Below are 19,338 nucleotides of genomic sequence, written 5' to 3'. Positions count from 1 at the left end.
GCGTTTTTGTATTAGCTCAATAGCATCCATATACCTGCGGCAATCATAAATAAGTTTTCACTCAGAGAGATAAAGCCGAGCGGCACATTACTGTCGCCACCAACACAGGCGCATTTCAGCTCTCGTTTATCGATATACACAGCCTTAATAACCGATATCGCACCTATCCCACCAATAAATAGTGAAAATGGTGCTACAGCTAAGGCGGGTAATTTAGCCACCATACCTATCGCTACATACGCCTCTATAAATGGATAAACATAGGCGTAGGGCACGACACGCATGGCTAGTAAGTCATAGGTAATAAATGAGTTAGAAAAGCTGTATAAGTCTTGCAGCTTTTGTATCGCTAATACCGCCATGGATAATGCAACAAACAGCATCAGATTTTGCATTGAAAATAAAGCCTCACCACTGGCATAAGTGAAACCGCAGCTTAGTAGCATAGCTACTGCGAAAATGGCTAAAACAGGGGTATAACTGGTACCTTGTTGGCCAGCCTCGGGCAGATTAAAAAAGTCGCGTAAATCATCGTAACCACCAATGCGTTTATCATTGATAAAGGTTTGTGGTGTGGTTTTTACATCATGCTGCTGTTTGAATTCGTCAGTTTGCTCACGGCTGGTTAAGTGACGATCATCAACATCGTAACCATGACGCTCTAGTAAATCTTTTGATTTTAAACCGAATGGGCAAATATGCTCATCGGTCACCATGCGATATAAAATTGCAGACTTAGACACAGTGCCTCCTTGTAAAAATGTCTTGTTTACTGCGTAATAACTACTTAATTACACAGTAAACAAGAGCAAACTCTTGCTATAACTGGTTACTTTATTAACAGTTACAAGGTTTGTGCCAGCACTGGTTATTGCTTAGTTATAGTTAAAACAGCATCCATTACCGGATCGATACCTGCAAAGTAGTCTTTTGCAGAAAGTGTAATTGGCATATCGGGCGCTAACCAGATTCGATGATCTTCCGCTCGGCTTTGCTGGTGGAATTGGCTCGAAATAAGGCCTGTTTGTTTACTGTATGGCAGGTTAAACCAGCCAGCTTCACCTGCCACATTCGGGCGGGTGCCTGATGGCTCACCTACAAAAATCGCTGGCACTATATTGGCAATCTTTACAGCTACATCATGGCCTGCCGAAAACGTATTGCGGCCAATTAATATAAATAGCTTTCCTTGTGGTTTTAATACGTTAAAAAATGCGGCCGTTGCCACCAAAGGCGGGGTGAGCGAGCCATTACCACCACTGTTATGGCGAAGATCCAATACTAGATGCTCAATGTCATCGTGTTTGATTTGTGTTTGTAGCTGCATGGCAAATTCAGCAAGGGTGAGATCTTTGTTATTTCGCACATCATTGAATTGTACATACAGTAATTTATTCGTTTTGATTTGTTCGCTCCAAAACGGCGTATTGTTTTTTGCTAAGTATCTAAGCGTAGGGTGCTCAGCAAGTTTTGGTAACTTAGGAAAACCTGTAAATTGCATTGGTTTGAGCGCTGGTGTAACTGTGGTGATAGCGCCTTGTGGTGAGCTGAGCGTAAGTGTTACCTCGCTCCCTTTGCTAATGCCAAGCCCGTTTAGCACATCAAGCAAACTTAAATAATAGGGACCCAACCAAAGGGTTTGCATTTCATTATCGCGAGCATTAATACGTTTAGTTAACTCAAGAGCTTGCTGGGCTGGTGTATCGGCAAATGCCTCAACTTTATAGCCAACATATTGCTGGTAATCGCTACTTGCTTTGCTGATGTATAAACCGTCACTAAATTGATAAAACTGAAATGGTAGTTGCTGAAAGTTGCCTGTTTCACCCCATGCTGGGATCAATAGATTATGACCATTGCCAAGTAATGCAATTAGCTCCATAAACTGAAAAACAATTTGCTGATCGGTTAGAATAGGAATCGACTTATCAATCTCAGCTACTTTTTCTGCAAACTGTTGTGAGCTCATGTTTTGATACATTGCCACGTGTAAACGTTTGATCTCTGAAACTAAAAACGCTAAATCGGCGCGCCATTTTTGATCTCGATTGAGTTCAGTATCCAAATTATTACCTGCAAGTGATTTATAACTGGCTGATTGTGCAAAGCGTTCAAAGTAAGGGTTAATACCAGATTTAAATAAGCTGGTGCCAGCAAGTGTTGGGCGGTCATCCCATCTTGCTGCTAGTGCTTTTTTAAGCCAATACTCGGCTTGCTGTTGGTTTTTAAGCTCTGCGTATGCCTCTGCAATTTTCACCATTAAATCGTTCGGGTTACTGGCCCCATTAGGAATGCCTTTTAAGCTAGTCCCAATTGCAAGTGCGCGTTGCAAAGCATTGCTGGCATTTTGATAATCGGCCAATTGAAAGTAACTGAGGCCAAGTAAATACCAAGTATCGCCATCGTGTTGATATTCATTAATGAGCATTTTTGTGAGTTTATTCACCTGAGCCCAGTTTTGTTGTTTAGCAAATTCTATTGCTGCTGTTTTCGATTGAAAGTAAGCGATTGGGTCGCTTGCACCAACGCGACTTGGCTGCACTTTTAAAGCTTGATTCGTCACCTCTAAAGAGTGATTCGTTGCTAAAGCAAAACCCGAAAAGTTTATTAATAGGCACAAAGTTAGTAGTAAAAAATAGGACTTGTACATCAGGAGTCTCAAAGTTGTTTTTTGTTTAAATTAGCGTTTGAGTTGTAAAAAAGCGTCCTAAAACAGGATTTAGGACGTTTTTTGTCTGTTTTATGAGCTAATTCTTTTGCGTTTGCTTCTTAAATTGACTCGGTGTTAATCCCGTTTCTTTTTTAAACACGGCATTAAAAGTCGATTTAGAATTAAAGCCTGCTTGAAATGCCAGCTCTATCAGGCTGAGTTTTTGAGGTGAGTCTTGCTCTATTTCGCGTTTAACATCATTCACTCTATGCTGGTTGATGTACTCACAAAAGTTGTTCCCCGTAGAGCTGTTAATAGCCCAAGATATTTCTTTACTACCGAGCCCGGTTTGATTTGCTAAGTCGTTTAGTGAGAGCCTAGGTTGTCGATAAAGCGATTCGTTAATAACCAAGTTATCAATGGTTGAGAAAATTTGCTGCGCTAGTTGCTCGTCAGCCGAATCAGTTTGTTCAGCTTCGGGTTCTTCAGGCAATGTGACTGGTTCGAATTGAAAGCTATTTTTGATGGTGTGAAACAACAAAAAGCTAAACATTAGCAGTAACAGTATTTCGTTTAATAAATACCAGTGCATCTTTAAATCGAGCGGCGTGATTGGTTGCACATTCATGCGCAGCAAATCAAATACGACAATAATGGCAAAAATAAATAATGCTTTGATCAGCCACTTTAATTTAAGGCTCTCAGCATCTGAGCGCGCATGCATAAGTTGTTTGTGATAGCGCTTTAAAATGCCATAAGCGAAGTAGAAATAACCAAGTTGACTGAGCGAACCAAGTAAAATGATCGCTTGCGTGTAGTGGGTAAAGGCCAAGGAAATAGCCGCAGGAATTAAGTGTACCGCGTAGTGTGATGTTTTAAAGGGCTGTTTACCTGTAATCGACAAGGTAAAAAAGTAAATCATAGGCCCATACAGTAATGTAAATGCAGGGGTAATTAAGTAACTAGAAAACCCTAACCCTTCTAGCAGATTAAAGGCGCATACACAGCCTTGAAATGCAAACAGCAGTACCAAGGAACGACTTTGTTTTTGGCTATTAATTAATAATGCACCAAATAACATTTGAAACAGAAAGATACTCTGTACAAGGTGTACAGGGAATAAAGTGATTGATTGCAAAGTAGTTTACGTTTTTATTCTTTTAACTGAGTTTAACAACTCACCATCACTTTGTAATCATAGGCATTAAAAAGTTTAAATTGGTCAGTATTTTAATCGCCTTTTTCTCTTCTTTTTGGCTGTACTTTCGAATAAGTTGATTAATGGCAATTTATGCTTGAATAAGCTAGAATTATCAGTATTACAGGAGGGTTTATGACTACCAAAACTGCTAAGACTAGCAATCAGCAAAAAACTAAGTTTATGCCCGATATGGATAACTTTAAGGTCAGTTTAAGCTATGAAGGTCTAACGCTGAAAACTAATAGTGAAGGCAAAAGTATTGCTGAATTGAAGCGTAAATATGCGCGATAAATACGGGGTAGCTCAAGATAAATATTGCTACCCTGCCTCTGATGTATTAATTAATTTATTAGATATTCGAGAATCGGATATATTAGATCAAGCTGAAGCTGAGTTTACCGCTGAACGCTATAGAACTTATGACTCCCCCGAACAACCTCTATCTAAGTTTTCACTTGAGCATTTAAAACATCTTCATCACCACTTATTTCAAGACTTATATGTGTGGGCAGGTCAAATTAGGGATGTTGATATCTCCAAGGGTAATACCCGCTTTTGTACTTGGACGCGTATTGAGCCTGAAGCTAACAAATTATTTCGAACCATTCCGGCAATATCGAATTGTCAGAATAATGATGAACTAATTGAAAAAGTGGCAGACTTGTTTTGTGAGCTAAATTTACTTCACCCATTCCGCGAAGGTAACGGTAGAGTGTTACGTTTCTTTTTTGAAGAAATGTTATATAGCATCGGCTATAAGGTTTCGTGGCCTCCAATCTCTCAGAGAGAGTGGATTGATGCGAATATTGCAGGTGTGAATTTAAACCTAGATTTACTTAAACGTATTTTTAGTCAAGCAATTTCTGAGCTTTGATAGTGTACTGAAATCACTACCAAATTTACTCAATAAAAAACCTTGTGGCAGCACCACAAGGTTTTAAAATTGACTCGCAACGCGAGTTTATCTCATCGTTACAAACTCTTCTGAGCCCGTCGGGTGAATAGCCACAACAGCATCAAAGTCTGCTTTGGTTGCGCCCATCTTCATTGCAACGGCAAAGCCTTGGATCATTTCGTCAACGGTAAAGCCAATGCCGTGTAAGCCAACAACTTTTTCGTCTTCGCCTGCACACACTAGCATCATGTTACATGCTTGACGGTGCTGAGTAACCGCTGTGTACATTGCTGCAAAGCTTGATTTATATACTTTAACGTTATCGCTGCCGTATTGATCAATCGCTTGCTGCTCTGTTAAACCAATTGTGCCGATTGGTGGATGGCTGAATACCACAGTAGGTACTAGCTCGTAGTCCATTTTTAAATCATCAGGTAGTTCTTTATTGAATAAGCGCTCTGATAAAATACGACCTGCTTTAACGGCTACTGGCGTAAGTTCGATACCGTTTTCGATGATATCGCCAACTGCGTATACGTTTTCAGCTGTGGTGTTTTGGAATTCGTCTACTTTAACGTAACCAGCTTCAGTTACTTCAACACCTGCCGCAGCAAGATTGATCTTGTCAGTTGTAGGTGTACGGCCAATTGCCCAAATAACTTCATCAACGTTTTGGCTGTGACCATTTTCAAAGTGAATGGTTAAGCTGCCATCGCTTTCTTTAACTACTTCTTTAGGTGTGCACTCAGTGTGAAGAGTTGGGCCTTCTTTTGCCATAATATCGATAAGCGTATCAACAATGTATGGGTCAAAAGTACGTAGTGGTTTGTTTTTACGAACAAACAGGTGTGTTTCTGTACCAAGGCTATGAAGTACCCCTGCGATTTCAACGGCAATGTAGCCTGCACCAACCACAGCAACACGCTTAGGCTGTGCGTCTAGCTCAAAGAAGCCATTTGAATCAATACCAAGCTCAGCGCCTGGAATGTTAGGAATAGTAGGGCGACCACCAACAGCAACAAGGATATGGTCAGCAGTGTATAGCTCACCGTTTACTTCAACTGTTTTGTTATCAACAAACTTAGCAAAGCCATTGATTACAGTTACACCATTGCTAGATAAGTACTTGTTGTAACCTTGGTGAATACGGCCAATATACGCTTCGCGGCTTTCAACTAATTTAGCCCAGCTAAAACCTTTTAATTCAACATCAAAGCCGTAGTCAGGTGCATATGCGTTAATTGCTTCAGCAATTTGTGCGCCGTGCCACATTACTTTCTTTGGAACACAACCCACGTTTACACAGGTGCCACCCATGTGTTTTGCTTCAATAAGAGCGACTTTTGCGCCACGCATTGCTGCACGGTTTGCAGAGGCAATACCGCCACTACCACCACCAATTGCAATGTAATCAAAATGCTGAGCCATAGTTTGTCCTCAAAAATAGATAACTTTTTATTAATTAATCGATTTAGTAATAAGTTGATAATAGCATAATAAAGACCAAGGTTAAGCCCCTTGTATTTCATCAATTCGCCCCAACTTCAAAATCATCTACGCATAAAATTCGAGAACGAAAATGACAATTGCAGAAAATAACCCACTCATTGGTTTAGAAGGGCTACCGCCGTTTTCTAAAATTAAACCAGCACACGTAGTGCCAGCATTAAAAGCAGCGATTGCTGAGTGTCGTACCAAAATTGATGAGGTACTGGCAACTAAATCATACACATGGAATGATTTGGTACTTCCGCTTGAAGAAGCTGATGACAAGTTATCACGCTTATTTTCACCGGTATCACATATGAATTCTGTCGTTAATAACGACGAGCTACGTGAAGCCTATGAGCAATGTTTGCCGTTGTTATCTGAGTATTCAACGTTTGTTGGTCAGCATCAAGGTTTGTACGATGCTTACAACGCACTTCACAGCAGTGACGAATTTAAAACATTAACCATTGCCCAGCAAAAAACTATTACTAATGCACTGCGCGATTTTGAGCTATCTGGTATTGCCTTAAAGCCTGAGCAACAAAAGCGTTATGGCGAAATCAGTGCGCGTTTATCTGAGCTGGCCTCTAAGTTCGGTAACAATGTAATGGATGCCACGCTTGCTTGGCAAAAGCATATTACAGATGAAAGCGAACTGGCTGGTTTACCAGAGTCTGCGTTAGCACTAGGTGCTGATACAGCTAAAAGCAAAGAGCTAGAAGGCTGGGTATTCACGTTAGATTTTCCATCTTACCTACCCATTATGGCTTATGCTGATAACCGCGAGTTACGTGAAGAGTTTTACACTGCGTTTGTGACGCGTGCCTCTGATCAAGGCCCTAACGCTGGTGAATTTGATAACTCAGCTATTATGAGCGAAGAGCTTGCCCTGCGTCATGAACTTGCCGAGTTACTTGGTTTTAACAGCTACGCTGATATGTCATTGGCGACTAAAATGGCAGAAACGCCAGAGCAAGTTTTCTCATTCTTAGAAGATTTAGCTGCTAAGTCTAAGCCACAAGCTGAGCAAGAGCTTGCTGAGCTAACAGCTTACGCAAAAGATAAGCACGGTGTGACGGAACTGGCTGCATGGGACTACGCTTACTACGGCGAAAAGCTCAAGCAAGAGAAGTACGCGATTTCTGATGAAGTGCTGCGCCCATATTTTCCAGCCAATAAAGTTCTAAGTGGCTTATTCACTACAGTTAATCGTTTATTTGGTATTAGCGTTAAAGAAGTGACAGAGTTTGATACTTACCACCCTGATGTACGTTTCTTCGAAATTTACGATAACAGCAACACGTTACGTGGTCGCTTTTATCTAGATTTATATGCCCGCGATCGCAAGCGTGGCGGTGCTTGGATGGATGACTGCATGGGTCGAAAAGTACGTGCAAACGGCGAATTACAAACCCCAGTTGCGTATTTAGTGTGTAACTTTAATAAAGCAGTGGGTGATAAGCCTGCTTTGTTTACGCATAACGAAGTGACTACGTTATTCCATGAGTTTGGTCATGGTATTCACCATATGTTGACACAAGTTGATGCAGCGCCAGTTGCTGGTATTAACGGTGTTGCATGGGACGCGGTTGAGTTACCAAGTCAGTTCCTTGAAAACTGGTGTTACGAAGAAGAAGCGCTGAGCTTTATTTCGGGTCATTACGAAACAGATGAGCCATTACCAAAAGAGTTACTAGATAAACTCCTTGCGGCGAAGAACTTCCAATCAGGTATGCAAATGCTGCGTCAGCTTGAGTTCTCGTTGTTTGATTTTACTATTCACCATACTTACAAAGCGGGTGAGCCATGTCATATTCAAGCAACACTTGATGAGGTACGCAGTAAAACGGCTGTTGTTAAAGCGCCAGCGTTTAATCGTTTCCAGCATGGCTTTAGCCATATTTTTGCAGGCGGTTATAGCGCAGGTTATTACTCTTATAAATGGGCTGAAGTACTCTCGGCCGATGCGTTTTCTAAATTTGAAGAAGAAGGCATTTTTAACCCAGCAACGGGCGAAGCTTTCTTAAAGAACATTTTAGAAAAAGGGGGGAGCGAAGAGCCAATGGAGCTATTTAAAAAGTTCCGTGGACGCGAACCACAAGTTGATGCACTACTAAGACATAGTGGTATTGCAGCATAATACACATTACTTAAGCTAAAGCGCCGTAAGGCGCTTTTTTATTAATAATTCTTAGCAAATTTAATCTTGCGTACTATTCTTTTTAAAAACAGTTGCAGGAATTAAGTATGTCAAAACTTGTATTAGCCATTGATGATGATAAGTATGTCCATCATGTGATTGAAGAATCACTATCGGGCTTTTGCACGTTGATCCATGCTAAAAATGGTGAAGAAGGATTAAGACAGGCGATAAAGTACAGCCCAGACATTATTTTACTTGATGTTGAAATGCCTGCTAAATCAGGGTACGAGGTGTGTAACGAATTAAAAGCTAACCCGCAAACTAAAGATATTCCTGTGATGTTTTTATCGGGTAAAGCGGACTTACCAGACCGTGTAAAAGGCTATAACGCAGGTGCAGCTGATTACATTGTAAAACCATTCAATGCTGAAGAGCTGATGGCACGAATTCGTGTGTTATATCAGTACCGCCAGCATTCAAAAAAATTAACCAGTGATGTTGAGCGAGCGCAAATAACCGCCGAAATAGCGATGACAGATTCAGGTGATATGGGACGCATCATGCGCTACGTTGGGCAGACTTATCATGCGCATGATATCAAAGCGTTATCTGAGCATATGTTTGAGTTTTTTAACCCGATGGAGCTTGATGTCGTGCTGGCGTTTTGGTATCACGATGTTGGCGTGTTTTGCTGTGCCGAAGGTGGAGTATGTCCTTTAGAGCAGGAGTTACTAGAAAAACATCGTGATGCGAATCGCTTTGTTGATTTTAGCCACCGCACCATTATTAATTACCCTAAAGTGTCAATGTTAGTCAAAAACATGCCACTTGATGATGCCCAACTTTATGGTCGTTATAAAGATTTATTCCCGCACATCCTCGAAGTCACAAACGCAAAAGTTCAAGATATGGAAATTAATGAGCGAGCACTGACTCAGGCACAGCAAATTGGGAATGCCTTTAATGAACTATCTCAACAAATGTATCAAAACAGTGATTCACGCGAACGAGCGGTTGAAAAGCTAGCTGCGCAATTGGATGAGTTAAATAAGTCAGTCGCACAAAGCAATTTGTCGAGTAGTGATGAAGTAACTTTTCATCTACAGCAATTAGAGCAGACTAAGTTATTATTTTCTTCGCTCAATGATGATTTAGCGTTTATAAAATATCAGTTAAAACACATTATTGAAGCGCGTAGTGATCTTCTCGCCAGTTTGCAAAAAATGGCAGAGCCTAGTCACACTGAAGATGTCACTTCACAAACGGATATCGAGCTATTTTAAGCCATGCTATACTGACGCCGATTAATATAGCTCGGAGTTTTGTGTGGTAATTCATTGTCCTTTTAAAGAAATGCGCCCTTATTTAGATGCAATAGAGTTGCGTTTTGGTTTAGCTAAGTGGGCTGAGCAGAATGCGGGCTTTTCGCTTCATTATGACGACCAAGGTCTTAGCTTGAAAAAAAAGGACGAACCTAAGCTAGGTGCAATCCACGTTGATTTTGTAACGGGTGCTGCTGCTCACCGCCGTAAGTTTGGTGGAGGTAAAGGGCAAGCTATAGCAAAGGCTGTAGGGTTAAATAAAGGTGCCACACCAGTGGTTCTTGATGCCACCGCAGGCCTTGGTCGTGATGGCTTTGTACTGGCATCACTAGGCTGTAAAGTGATTTTACATGAGCGCCATCCAGTAGTTGCCGCGCTATTATTTGATGGCCTAGAACGTGCCTATAACGATGCAGAAATTGGCCCCTGGATGAAAGAAAACATGAGCTTAGTGTTTGGCTCTAGTCATACGTTACTGGCGCAGTGTAGTGATACTCCTGATGTTGTGTACTTAGATCCTATGTTTCCTCATCGTGAAAAATCAGCTCTCGTTAAAAAAGAAATGCGAGTATTCCAAGAGCTTGTGGGCTCAGATAGCGATGCCGATGATCTATTAGAGTTTGCTTATCCGCTTGCTAGTAAGCGAGTGGTTGTGAAGCGCCCTGATTACGCGCCATTTTTAAATGACAAAACCCCGAGTATGCAAATCAAAACCAAAAAGAACCGCTTTGATGTATATGTAAAAGCGGCAATGGTTTAAATCTAATGTTTTTGGATGTATCTGGTTTTTTCGTGTAGTTGTTTATGGTGGTATTTCATCATATTGTCATAAAAGGTTAATATTCTACGCGCGCAACGTTACTTGGGAATATCGTTTATGCGCGTGTCATCATTTACTCGGCTATTGGCCGTTTTACTTACTCTCGCTAGTATTTTATTAGCAGCCACTCTGTTTTGGGCAAGTCAAACCTTATTCGGTTTAGAGCAACAAGATAAAGCTTATAACAAGCTAAAAAACACCATCATTATTGATTTAAAAAGCTACCTTGATGATTATTTAGAACAAGGTGACAGCCAACACTTAAATAAAGCTTCTACGCTGATAAGTGATGTTAAAAAGCTGCATTTAACTAAGTTGCCTAGTGATCTTGCAAGTCAGCTTAATAGCCAGCTAACAGCGCTCGATAAAGACATCAATGGTAAGTACCGCGCTTTAGGTAAGCTGTCTGGTAACGAAATGGCGCTGCTTGATAACTCGTTAAGACAAATGGCAGGTTCAGCTTCATCATTAATTGGCTATGCAAGTAAAGCCGAGCCGCAAACAGCGCTTGCACTTGAGTATTACCAACTAGCTGCTGACTACTACAGCGAAGTCACTTCACTTGCTTTGTACACTTATAAGTTAGTGATCAACTTTGATCAAGACACTAAAAACAGCCTTAATCAAAGTGTTGAAAACCTAAATGCGCTTGGGGCTAAAATCGATAAACTCGAAAATTTAGGTGTAATGAGCGAAGTGGATGAAGATGCTTTATTTTTTGGCGAAGAAGCAGAAGATTTGGCCGGTGACATCAAAGCTGAGTTAAGTAGCTGGCCCAAACGCTTCCCACGTGATTTAGCATCCACTCTTGAGCAAGCAGAGCAGCGTCAAACCGGCATGCAAGCCTTGCGCGAGCAAATAGGCGCCTTGTCTACAACGGTGCTCGGTGCAGAGCAAAAGCTAAAAGATGAACAGAGCGACCTTAAGCAGCAAGTGTTTATCGTATTTTGTGTAGCCATTGGCATGCTGGTGGTTTTAGCAGCGGGTGTGTATTTCGTACAGCGTAACCAAGTGCTTAACCCGCTGCGTCAATTGCGTGATGGCTTTGCTTTCTTAATTGAGAGTAATGAGCTTAAAAACATTGAGAGTAAAAATCCGAAAACTGAAGTCGGTGAAATTGCCCATTACTTTAATCAATTGATTGAGCGCCAGCGTGGTGAGGCAGAAGAACGAGCACAAATGCTTAAGGTTATTAATGACTTTATGCTAGAGATGAGCGAGCACTTACATACGATTGCCCAGCAAACTGATGCTAGCCACTCTCAGGTTGAACAAAACCAAAGTTTACTTACTGATATTCAAGACATTGGTGAACAGGTCAATAACATCAATGGTCAAGTTGCTGATAACGCCAAACAAACCTTTGGTGCGATGGAGCAGAGCCTAGGCTTTGCAGATAGCATGTTAACCGCAAGCTCTCGTACTGAAGAACGCGTTGAGCAAGGCCTAGATAGCTTAAAAGAGCTATTAAAAGGCGTTGATGATGTGGGCCAAGTTATTGAGGTGATCAAAAATATTGCTGAGCAAACAAACTTATTAGCACTGAATGCAGCGATTGAATCGGCGCGTGCAGGTGAGCATGGCCGAGGCTTTGCGGTGGTCGCTGACGAAGTACGAAAACTTGCCAGACAAACGCAGGGTTCACTTGATGATATTAACAATCAGTTAAACCGCTTAAGTGAAAACTCCACCATGGTATCGGAGCAAATTAGCGCACTGGCTAATGATGCCGAGCTACAAACACAAAATGCCCAAGAACTTAAACGTAACTCCGAAGGCGTAGCTGGCAACGCGCAAGATGCAAATAAGGTCGCATTTGATGCTATGGAGCTGGCTAAACAGCAAAACGCCTTACTAGAAAACTTCAGTCAATCAATGCAAAGCATGAAAGGGCAGGTAAGCGAATCAAACTCTCTGGTTAGTGATATTCAGCATCGCCTACAAGAGCAAATGCATACCATTAAAGCCAGCTTAGGTTTATAACCCTCCAAAGGGCGAGCAATGGTTTACGTTGTTTGTCCTTAAAATCATGCTGTATTCAATTTTTTAGGTATATACTCTGTACTCTTATTTTCTTTCAAGGAATTACGATGATCGAACAAGGCCAAACTATACCTACAGCAACCCTTAGTGAATTAACTAGCGAAGGCATGCAAACCTTAACAACAGAGGCATTATTTGCAGATAAAAAAGTAGTGTTGTTTGCCGTGCCGGGTGCATTTACACCAACATGTTCTAATGCTCACTTACCTGAGTTTATTACCCTGGCCGATAAAATTACTGCTAAAGGCGTTGATGCAATCTACTGTGTATCGGTGAACGATGCATTTGTAATGAAAGCATGGGGTGAAGCTCATAACGCTGAGCATATTCGTATGTTAGCAGATGGTGATGCAAGTTTTACCAAAGCACTTGGTTTAGATAAAGACACAGCTGGTTTTGGTGGTATACGTTCTAAACGTTATGCAATGATCGTTGAAAACCAAACTGTAACAGGGCTGTTTGTTGAACAAGACAAAGAGTTTGTAGTAAGCCGCGCTGAAGCTGTGCTAGAAAAGCTTTAATAGCAATTCATAAATACAAAAAAGCCGGACGTAAGTCCGGCTGAAAGTCCCTGGGGGTGACTTAGGAGATCAACTATTAAGGTTGATATTGCGCATCCAGTGTAACACCCGAGAAAGTACGGTAAGCATTTAAGCTTAAGTGCCAAGTACCTGCTTGTGGATTACTGAACGTACAAGTTTCTGCGTTACCGTTTTTGTAAGGGCGACAGTCATAGCTTGATGATGTTGGTTGGCTACCAAACTTAACGAATAAGTCTGAATCGCCAGTACCGCCTGATGTCGTTACTGTAAAGCTTGCCATACCGGCAGGAACATCAATAGTGTAATGCTTCCATTGGCCTGCACTTGCAGAGATATCTGTTACTGTGCCACCACCTGCTTGTGGTGAACCTGAGCCTGAACCACCGCCAGAAGTTGTTAAATCACCTACTAGGCTAACACCTGAGTATGCAGAGTAACCATTCAGCATTACATGGTAAGTACCTGCTGTTGGGTTATCGATAGAACATACTTCGTTGTTACCGCCTTTATACGGGCGACAATCATAGGTTGATGTTGTTGGTGCGCTACCTGCACGAACGTAAAGGTCAGCATCGCCTGAACCGCCACTCATTGTGAAGGTTACGTTAGTCGCACCTGTTGGAACTTCCATTGTGTAGAAAGTTTGGCTGCTAGCAGAGCCACTTAAACCAGTTAGTGCTTGACCATCTTCTAATACGTTACCCGTTGGTGGTGGCGGTGTTGTACCTGAGGCTGCTGCAACCGCGGCTGCCGCATCAACAATACCTGTACCACAGCTAGTACATGTTGCTGGGAAAGAACGAGTTGTCGATTTTAAGATACTTTCGATTTCATCAGGTGTTGCTGATGGCTTAGCTTGTTTGATTAATGCTGCGACACCCGCAACATGTGGAGCTGCCATCGATGTACCTTGTGAGTAGTGGTATGAATCACTGCTAGGGCTTGAAGAGCCTGAGTTGTGAGTAGATAACACACCTTCAGAGTCATTTGCAAAGCTTTGTGCGCCACCCGGTGCTGCAACGTCAATGTTGCTACCGTAGTTTGAGTAGTATGCACGACCACCGTTACGACCAACAGATGCAACGTTTACAACACCATTACAGTTACCAGGGTTGTAGTTTGCAGAGTTATCGTTGTCGTTACCTGCAGCGATTACAATTACAGAACCGTTGTTACGCGCTTGATTGATTGCATTTTGCGTTGTTGAGCTACATGAACCGCTACCACCTAAACTCATGTTAATAACATCAGCAGGGTTAGCATTTGCTGGTACGCCAGAAACTGAACCACCCGATGCCCAGATGATGCCGTCAGCGATATCAGAAGTTAAACCACCACATTTACCAAGTACACGCACTGGCACTACTTTTGAATTGTAAGCAACACCGGCAACACCTTCACCGTTATTAGTGACTGCTGCAACAGTACCCGCAACGTGTGTACCGTGCCAGCTTGAGCTTTGTGCACTGTGTGTGTAACCACATTCGTTAGCGCTGATTGCATCACCCGGATCGCGTGCATCGCTATCACGACCACCGCCGTCGTTCGCTACAGACACGTTAGAGATCATGTCATAGCCTTGAAGAATGTTAGCATTTAAATCAATATGAGGGCGGTAACCAGTATCAAGTACCGCTACAACGACACCGCTACCCGTTGCTGTATCCCAAGCAGTAGGAAGGTTAAGACCGCCCGCTTGCTCGTAGTAGTGCCATTGGTCGTCATAACGAGGGTCGTTAGGCGTCGCAAACGGCTTTAACATTTGGTCGATTTCGATGTATTCAACGTTACCAGAAGCGACCATTTCTTGCATAAATTCTTGGGTTTCTTCAGCTGATAGTTTTTTATCAGCACGCATTACGTGGTGATTACTCATCGCCATTGCACGAACGTATTGTGCTTTTACTTTACCTTTTTTGCTGCTGAAGTTTTTAATAAAGCCTTTTGCTTTTTTGTTCATCATAGTCGGCGTTTGTTCTGCTGCCGACATGGTCATCATTTCATCACTATTGTTTTTATACTTGATGATAAATTGAGTACCAAAGCCTTCTTGGCCTTGTAATTTAGCTGCAGTTTCCTGCATAGATGGTGACATCAGTTGATCTGGAGTAGCCATAGCTGCTGTTGTTCCAAACAACGCAGTCAAGCTCAGTGCAATTGCGCATTTCTTCAAGTTGTTGTTAGTTGTCATAATGATCCCTAGATTGTTATGTAAATCTCCACGATGTTTTTCGTGAAGGGGGACAAAGGTAAAATATATGTTAATTTAGTTAAAATATCGTTTTATTATGGTTGTCTCTATTTTGGTTATAACTAAATGTATAGACGTCTAAATCAGTCTTTTTGTGGTGTTTTTTGCTTGTTTTCTCATAATAAAGTTATAATTTTATGGTTTTGAGTTTTTGCTTTATTTCGTTTTTTGGATTTATCTTTTTTGTAAAAACATCTCTGAGTTAACACTGCGACGACAATAACTTGTTATAATCAGCTAAATTTTTTTAGTGAGTATGATTAATGACCCAAGTAGATGTAATTGTGATTGGCGCCGGCGCCGCAGGTTTGATGTGCGCTGCACAAGCAGGCTACCGTGGTCGCAATGTTACTGTGCTTGATATGGGCAAGAAGCCGGGCCGTAAAATATTAATCAGCGGCGGCGGGCGTTGTAACTTCACCAATGAAAACGCAAGCCCAGACAACTACTTATGTGGCAATCCTCACTTTGTAAAATCGTGTTTAAGCCGTTATACCCAACATGACTTTATAGAGCTGGTGGACCGTCACGGCTTGGCGTATCACCATAAAACGCTGGGTCAGCTATTTTGTGATAACAGCGCACAAGATATCGTTGACATTCTTTTAACTGAGTGTGAGTGGGCAGGTGTTAACATAGCGCTGCGTAACGAAGTACTCAGCGTGACAAAAACCGATGCGGGTTATGAAGTTATTACCGAGCAAGATAGCTATCAATGCGAGTCGTTAGTTGTCGCATCGGGCGGATTAACCATGCCTAAGCTCGGTGCATCACCAATTGGTTATAAAATTGCTGAGCAATTTGGTTTAACAGTGCTACCAACCATGGCGGCATTAGTGCCATTTACGTTGCACCAGCATGATAAAGATCGCTTTGATGGGTTATCGGGGATCAGCATTCCTTGTCTGGTTACCAGTGAAGATGGCACCCAGTTTAAAGAAAACATCTTGTTTACTCACCGTGGCCTTTCGGGCCCAGCTATTTTACAAATCAGCTCTTTTTGGCGTGCAGGGCAAACTGTGTACATCAACTTGTTACCCGAGCTCGATTTAAAGCAGCAGCTTGAGCTTTGGCGTCAAAGCCAAGGGCAAAAGTCACTAAAAAATACCCTAGCGACCATTTTACCAAAACGTTTTGTTGAAATGCTGCACGACACGAAAGCGATCCCAGATTGCAATGTAAACCAACTAAGCCATGCGCAAATCGACGCATTACATGACTACATTCACAATTGGCAAATTAAACCAAACGGCACAGAGGGTTATAGAACAGCCGAAGTAACGCTTGGCGGTGTAGACACCGACGAATTAAGCTCAAAAACCTTCGAAGCGAAAAAGTCACCGGGCCTTTATTTCATCGGCGAAGTCACTGACGTCACCGGCTGGCTAGGCGGCTACAACTTCCAATACGCCTGGAGCTGCGGCTTTGCAGCAGGGCAGTATTGTTGATTTAAGTTTCTAGCTGCTAGTTGCTAGGTTAGCACTTGCTTGTAGGTCGTGCTTTAGCGCGTTTATTATGACGCCATAAATGGCGACCTACATCTAATGTTACTGTGGCTTCATGCTATTGAGTAATGAGCTGAACTCGAGTGCCTGTAAATCTCAAAGTGCTCTAATAACTCGATTTGAAATAAAAAAGCCGCTAACTTAGCGGCTTTGTTGGTTGCGAAAATATGATACCAATCGACTTAACACGATTGATATAGGGTTAACGTAGGTCGAAGCGATCTAGCGTCATCACTTTAGTCCACGCTGCTACGAAGTCATCAACGAACTTCTGTTTAGCATCGTCAGAGGCATACACTTCAGCAATTGAACGTAGCTCTGAGTTTGAACCGAAGATTAAATCTACTGGTGTTGCTGTCCACTTAAGTTTGCCTGATTGACGGTCACGGCCTTCGTAAACACCTTCTTCAGAAGACTTAGACCACTTCGTTGACATATCTAATAGGTTAACGAAGAAATCGTTGCTTAATGTGCCAGGTTTTTTCGTGAATACACCGTGTTTAGTTTGGTCAGTATTCGCGTTAAGGGCACGCATACCACCTAGTAGTGCAGTCATTTCTGGTACAGATAAGCTTAGTAAATCAGCACGTTCAACTAACATTTCAGCCGGTGATTTCCATGCTGAGCTGTAGTAGTTACGGAACGCATCAGCTGTTGGCTCAAGTACTTCGAATGACTCAACGTCTGTCATTTCTAATGATGCGTCCATACGGCCTGGCTTGAACGGTACTACGATAGAGAAACCTGCGTCGCTTGCTGCTTTTTCGATTGCAGCCGCACCACCAAGAACAATCATATCTGCAAGTGAAATTTCTTTACCGCCAGATGCTTTTTTGTTGAACTTAGTTTGGATTTTCTCAAGTTTGCTAAGTACTTTAGCCACTTCCTTCGGGTTGTTTACCGGCCAATCTTTTTGCGGAGCAAAACGAATACGTGCACCGTTTGCACCACCACGCATATCTGTGTCGCGGTAGCTTGCTGCTGATGCCCAAGCAACACGCACTAGTTCAGATACAGATAAACCTGAATCTAAGATGCTAGCTTTAAGTGACACGATATCTTTGCTATCTACTAGTTTGTGATCAACCGCAGGGATGAAGTCTTGCCAAATTAATACTTCTTCTGGCACTAGGTCACCTAGGTAACGAGCACGTGGGCCCATATCACGGTGGTTTAGTTTGAACCATGCTTTAGCAAATGCCAGTTCGAACTCTTTCGGGTCGTTTAAGAAACGCTCTGAAATCTTACGGAACTCAGGATCTGCTTTTAACGCGATATCAGTTGTGAACATGATAGGCGCATGACGCTTACCTTTAATGTGCGCATCTGGCACTAGGTTAGACGCTTGACCATTTTCAGGGATCCACTGAGTCGCACCTGCAGGGCTCTTAGTTTTAACCCACTCAAAGCTGAATAAGTTTTGTAGGTAGTTGATTGACCAGCGTGTTGGTGTCACTGTCCATGCACCTTCAAGACCTGATGTGATGGTATCTTCTGAGTGACCTTTACCACATTTGTTTTTCCAACCTAAGCCTTGCTCTTCGATACCTGCTGCTGCTGGCTCTTTGTCTAAACACGTTGCTTTTTTCGCACCGTGTGCTTTACCAAAGCTGTGACCACCGGCGATTAGCGCAACGATTTCTTCATCGTTCATTGCCATGCGGCCGAATGATAAACGAATGTCTTCTGCTGCTAGTAGTGGATCAGGGTTACCGTGAGGGCCTTCTGGGTTTACATAAATTAAGCCCATCTCAACTGCCGCTAATGGGCCTTTAAGTTTGCCTTTTTTGTCACGACGTTCGTCAGTTAACATTTTGCCTTCAGGGCCCCAGTATACGTAATCTGGTTCCCAATCGTCTTCACGACCACCGGCATAACCAAAGGTTTTGAAGCCCATTGATTCAAGCGCAACGTTACCTGTTAACGCCATCAAGTCAGCCCAAGAAATGCTGCGACCGTATTTTTGTTTTATAGGCCAAAGTAAACGACGTGCCTTATCAAGGTTTGCGTTATCAGGCCAGCTATTTAGCGGGTCGAAACGTTGTTGACCACCGCCTGCGCCACCACGACCATCAAACGTACGGTAAGTACCTGATGCGTGCCACGCCATACGGATGAAGAATGGACCATAGTGACCGTAGTCAGCAGGCCACCAATCTTGAGAATCAGTCAATACTTTCTCAATATCAGCTTTCACTGCGTTTAGGTCTAACTTTAAGAATTCTTTTTTGTAATCAAAGTAAGGACCCATAGGATCAGACTCTGCACCATGGGCACGAAGTTGGCTAAGATCTAATTGCTCTGGCCACCAGAATTGGTTTGATTTGATGTCGTTTGTAGCTTGTACGCCTGTTGCCACCAACAGTGATACCGCAACAGCTACTTTAGACAAAGCTGACGTTGATTTTTTAAACATTGTGTAGTCTCCAGTTAGAAGTTGGGTGAAATATAGATTTGTTCAGGTTAACTTTCCAC

14 protein-coding genes are annotated in these 19,338 nt (G+C 42.4%); 8 read left to right on the top strand and 6 right to left on the bottom strand.

The features are described 5' to 3' along the window. Positions 1 to 11 precede the first annotated feature (11 nt). From L1266_RS07785 to L1266_RS07775, 3 genes are all read right to left on the bottom strand, one after another. Positions 12 to 743: a MauE/DoxX family redox-associated membrane protein gene (locus L1266_RS07785; protein WP_235377225.1), complete on the bottom strand. Its 732-nt coding sequence runs from the start codon at positions 741 to 743 to the stop codon at positions 12 to 14. 125 nt (positions 744 to 868) lie between these two features. Next, positions 869 to 2,542, bottom strand: a complete 1,674-nt coding sequence (locus L1266_RS07780) for a hypothetical protein (protein ID WP_235377224.1) — start codon at positions 2,540 to 2,542, stop codon at positions 869 to 871. A 205-nt stretch (positions 2,543 to 2,747) separates the two neighbouring features. Continuing rightward, positions 2,748 to 3,788, bottom strand: coding sequence for a helix-turn-helix domain-containing protein (locus L1266_RS07775; protein WP_166338733.1), 1,041 nt, complete (start codon positions 3,786 to 3,788; stop codon positions 2,748 to 2,750). A gap of 195 nt (positions 3,789 to 3,983) precedes the next feature. Here L1266_RS07775 and L1266_RS07770 point away from each other — a divergent pair, with 195 nt between their 5' ends. Both L1266_RS07770 and L1266_RS07765 read left to right on the top strand, forming a co-directional pair. Continuing rightward, entirely contained in the window at positions 3,984 to 4,142 is a 159-nt protein-coding gene (locus tag L1266_RS07770; RefSeq protein WP_166338734.1) for a hypothetical protein, read from the top strand. After that, entirely contained in the window at positions 4,132 to 4,725 is a 594-nt protein-coding gene (locus L1266_RS07765) for a Fic/DOC family protein (RefSeq protein WP_166338735.1), read from the top strand. Before L1266_RS07770 ends, L1266_RS07765 begins: the two co-directional genes overlap by 11 nt. Positions 4,726 to 4,812: 87 nt before the next feature. Here L1266_RS07765 and gorA read toward each other — a convergent pair whose 3' ends face one another. Then, positions 4,813 to 6,174: a glutathione-disulfide reductase gene (gene gorA, locus L1266_RS07760; protein ID WP_187489756.1), complete on the bottom strand. Its 1,362-nt coding sequence runs from the start codon at positions 6,172 to 6,174 to the stop codon at positions 4,813 to 4,815. A 151-nt stretch (positions 6,175 to 6,325) separates the two neighbouring features. Between gorA and prlC the strand changes: the two genes are divergently transcribed. The 5 genes from prlC (at position 6,326) to L1266_RS07735 (ending at position 13,086) form a co-directional block, all read left to right on the top strand. Next, a complete protein-coding gene (prlC, locus tag L1266_RS07755) occupies positions 6,326 to 8,377 on the top strand; it encodes an oligopeptidase A (RefSeq protein ID WP_235377223.1) in 2,052 nt (683 codons plus the stop codon). 107 nt (positions 8,378 to 8,484) lie between these two features. Beyond that, complete coding sequence (locus L1266_RS07750) at positions 8,485 to 9,663, top strand: response regulator (RefSeq protein WP_054552774.1); 1,179 nt, start codon at positions 8,485 to 8,487, stop codon at positions 9,661 to 9,663. A 43-nt stretch (positions 9,664 to 9,706) separates the two neighbouring features. Then, positions 9,707 to 10,462, top strand: coding sequence for a class I SAM-dependent methyltransferase (locus L1266_RS07745; RefSeq protein WP_138599257.1), 756 nt, complete (start codon positions 9,707 to 9,709; stop codon positions 10,460 to 10,462). Positions 10,463 to 10,579: 117 nt separating this feature from the next. Beyond that, entirely contained in the window at positions 10,580 to 12,505 is a 1,926-nt protein-coding gene (locus L1266_RS07740) for a methyl-accepting chemotaxis protein (RefSeq protein WP_235377222.1), read from the top strand. Between the two features lie 107 nt (positions 12,506 to 12,612). After that, complete coding sequence (locus L1266_RS07735) at positions 12,613 to 13,086, top strand: peroxiredoxin (RefSeq protein WP_054552771.1); 474 nt, start codon at positions 12,613 to 12,615, stop codon at positions 13,084 to 13,086. A gap of 76 nt (positions 13,087 to 13,162) precedes the next feature. Here the strand turns inward: L1266_RS07735 and L1266_RS07730 are convergent, their stop codons facing one another. After that, on the bottom strand, positions 13,163 to 15,298 hold the full coding sequence (locus L1266_RS07730) for a S8 family peptidase (RefSeq protein ID WP_054552770.1): 2,136 nt from the start codon (positions 15,296 to 15,298) through the stop codon (positions 13,163 to 13,165). 323 nt (positions 15,299 to 15,621) lie between these two features. Between L1266_RS07730 and L1266_RS07725 the strand changes: the two genes are divergently transcribed. Continuing rightward, complete coding sequence (locus L1266_RS07725; RefSeq protein WP_194442026.1) at positions 15,622 to 16,806, top strand: NAD(P)/FAD-dependent oxidoreductase; 1,185 nt, start codon at positions 15,622 to 15,624, stop codon at positions 16,804 to 16,806. A 259-nt stretch (positions 16,807 to 17,065) separates the two neighbouring features. Here L1266_RS07725 and katG read toward each other — a convergent pair whose 3' ends face one another. Further along, positions 17,066 to 19,279 (bottom strand): catalase/peroxidase HPI, encoded by a 2,214-nt coding sequence (gene katG, locus L1266_RS07720; RefSeq protein WP_235377221.1) that lies wholly within the window; start codon positions 19,277 to 19,279, stop codon positions 17,066 to 17,068. Positions 19,280 to 19,338 lie beyond the last annotated feature (59 nt).

This window comes from Pseudoalteromonas sp. Cn5-37 (genome assembly GCF_021532495.1).
In the GTDB taxonomy this organism is placed as follows: Bacteria; Pseudomonadota; Gammaproteobacteria; order Enterobacterales; family Alteromonadaceae; genus Pseudoalteromonas; species Pseudoalteromonas simplex.
The sequence above is the reverse complement of the archived record's forward strand: the minus strand, read 5'-3'. Positions and strand labels throughout refer to the sequence as shown.